We start from the raw sequence: 2263 nt of genomic DNA, 5'->3' as shown, positions 1-2263 counted from the left end.
GGCGGCGCTGGCGCGGGACCAGCTGAAGCGGGCCTGGTGGCGGCTGCCCGGTGTGGAGAAGCCGCGCAAGCCGGGTGAGGTGGACTACGCGCGGGCGACGTGGACGGCCGCCTCCGAGGAGAACTGGCGGCGGGCGGACCGGCCCGACGACTACGACATCGACCGCGTGGTGGTCCACATCACACAGGGCGGCTTCAACAGTGCGGTCCGCGCCTTCCAGGACCCCGGGCACGGGGCCGCTGCGCACTACATCGTGCGCAAGGACGGTCATGTGACGCAGATGATCCGCGAGCTGGACGTGGCGTTCCACGCGGGCAACCGCTCGTACAACGAGCGCAGCGTGGGCATCGGGGCGCCCGGACCCGCGCCCCGGAGGCCGTCAGCTGAGCCCCGCCGTCCTCGCCCGCTCCACCGCCGGGCCGATCGCCCGTGCCACGTCCTCGACGTCCTGCTTGGTCGAGGTGTGGCCCAGCGAGAAGCGCAGGGTGCCGCGGGCCAGGTCCGGATCGGTGCCGGTGGCCAGCAGGACGTGGCTGGGCTGGGCGATCCCGGCCGTGCACGCGGAGCCGGTGGAGCATTCGATGCCCTGGGCGTCCAGGAGCAGCAGAAGGGAGTCGCCCTCGCAGCCGGGGAAGGTGAAGTGCGCGTTGGCCGGGAGCCGGCCGCCGGGCGCCGGGTCCCGCCGAACGCGCACTTCACCTTCCCCGGCTGCGAGGGCGACTCCCTTCTGCTGCTCCTGGACGCCCAGGGCATCGAATGCTCCACCGGCTCCGCNCGTTCCTGCCCGCCGCCGTGCAGCACGGGTACGGGGGTGTACTCGCGGCCGAGCAGCAGCGCGCCGACGCCGAACGGGCCGCCGATCTTGTGCGCGCTCACGGTCATCGCGGCCAGCCCGGACCGGGCGAAGTCGACTTCGAGCTGCCCGAAGGCCTGTACCGCGTCGGCATGCATGGGAACGTCGAACTCACGGGCCACCGCAGCCAGTTCACGTACGGGCAGGACGGTGCCGATCTCGTTGTTCGCCCACATCACGGTGATCATCGCGACGTCGTCGGGGTTACGGTCCAGCGCCTCGCGCAGCGCGTCGGGGTGGACGCGGCCGTAGCGGTCGACGGGCAGGTACTCGACGGTCGCGCCCTCGTGCTCGGCGAGCCAGTCGACCGCGTCCAGCACCGCGTGGTGCTCGACGGGGCTGGCCAGGACTCTGGTGCGGCGGGGGTCGGCGTCGCGGCGGGCCCAGTACAGGCCCTTCACCGCGAGGTTGTCCGACTCGGTGCCGCCGGAGGTGAAAACCACCTCGCTGGGGCGTGCGCCGAGGGCGTCGGCGAGGGTCTCTCTGGACTCCTCGACGGTACGGCGGGCCCGGCGCCCGGCGGCGTGGAGTGAGGACGCGTTGCCGGTGACGGCGAGCTGCGCGGTCATCATCGCCGCGATCGCCTCCGGCAGCATCGGCGTGGTCGCGGCGTGGTCGAGGTAAGCCATGGTGGGCTCGATTCTACGAGCCCGCGGCGGGGCGTACGGCGGGCGCATGGGGTCCAGGTGCCCGCGCACCGCGTAAAACGGGGTTCTGCCACCCCCGACCGGAGCCCGATCCGGCGGAGGGAGCACCCGGATCCGCGCCCGGTCGGCGGCCTGAGTCCCGGGCGACGACGCCTCCGCCGGTGGCGAGGACCGCGAGGACCGCGAGGACGACCAGACCGGCAGTCCCGACTGACGGCCAGGGTCGGCAGTCCCGACGACAGCACTGACCGCCCCCGGACAGCGGGCCCCGGCAGTCCCGGCGACAACACCACCCGACCCCGGACAGCAGACCCGGCACTCCCGACGACAAGACCCCCAATTCTGGACAGCGCAACCCGCCGCCCATCGACGCGGCCGCTCGCCGGAGAGGTCGCACGGTCGGGCATCTCATGTGTATCGGGGCAAGTCGCGTGTCGTAGAAGCGACATGTCGCGATCGCGGCAGCCGCCCGCTGCGGCGTTCGCACCGTGCTCCCGAGAGGCCGTGCGAGCGGGCGCGCGGGTGCTCGGCCCCGCTGATACCGCCGGTACACGCGATGGAGCGCACCGTGTCGTCTTGACGACATGTCGCAAGCGCGGCACCGAAAAGGCTGGTGCGGCGATCAAGGGCGGCCCCAGTCTGGAGCCGCACCGCGTGTCCGTTTCCTTGCCATGGAAAGGTTCCGATGCACATACGGCTTCGCCCTGCCGCCGTTCTGGCGGCAGGCGCCCTCATCGCCAGTCTGGCCCCCACCTCCTTCCTG

At 72.6% G+C, this 2263-nt stretch carries 2 pseudogenes; one reads left to right on the top strand and one right to left on the bottom strand.

Annotation, left to right across the window (positions count from 1 at the left end):
- Positions 1–361: pseudogene (locus JGS39_RS39795) on the top strand (N-acetylmuramoyl-L-alanine amidase); the annotation flags it as partial.
- Between the two features lie 18 nt (positions 362–379).
- Here the strand turns inward: JGS39_RS39795 and JGS39_RS39790 are convergent.
- Positions 380–1482: pseudogene (locus tag JGS39_RS39790) on the bottom strand (cysteine desulfurase family protein).
- Positions 1483–2263 lie beyond the last annotated feature (781 nt).

Source organism: Streptomyces poriferorum, assembly GCF_019399235.1.
GTDB lineage: Bacteria > Actinomycetota > Actinomycetes > Streptomycetales > Streptomycetaceae > Streptomyces > Streptomyces poriferorum.
Note: the sequence above shows the minus strand (reverse complement) of the source record. Positions and strands in the feature narration are given on the sequence as shown.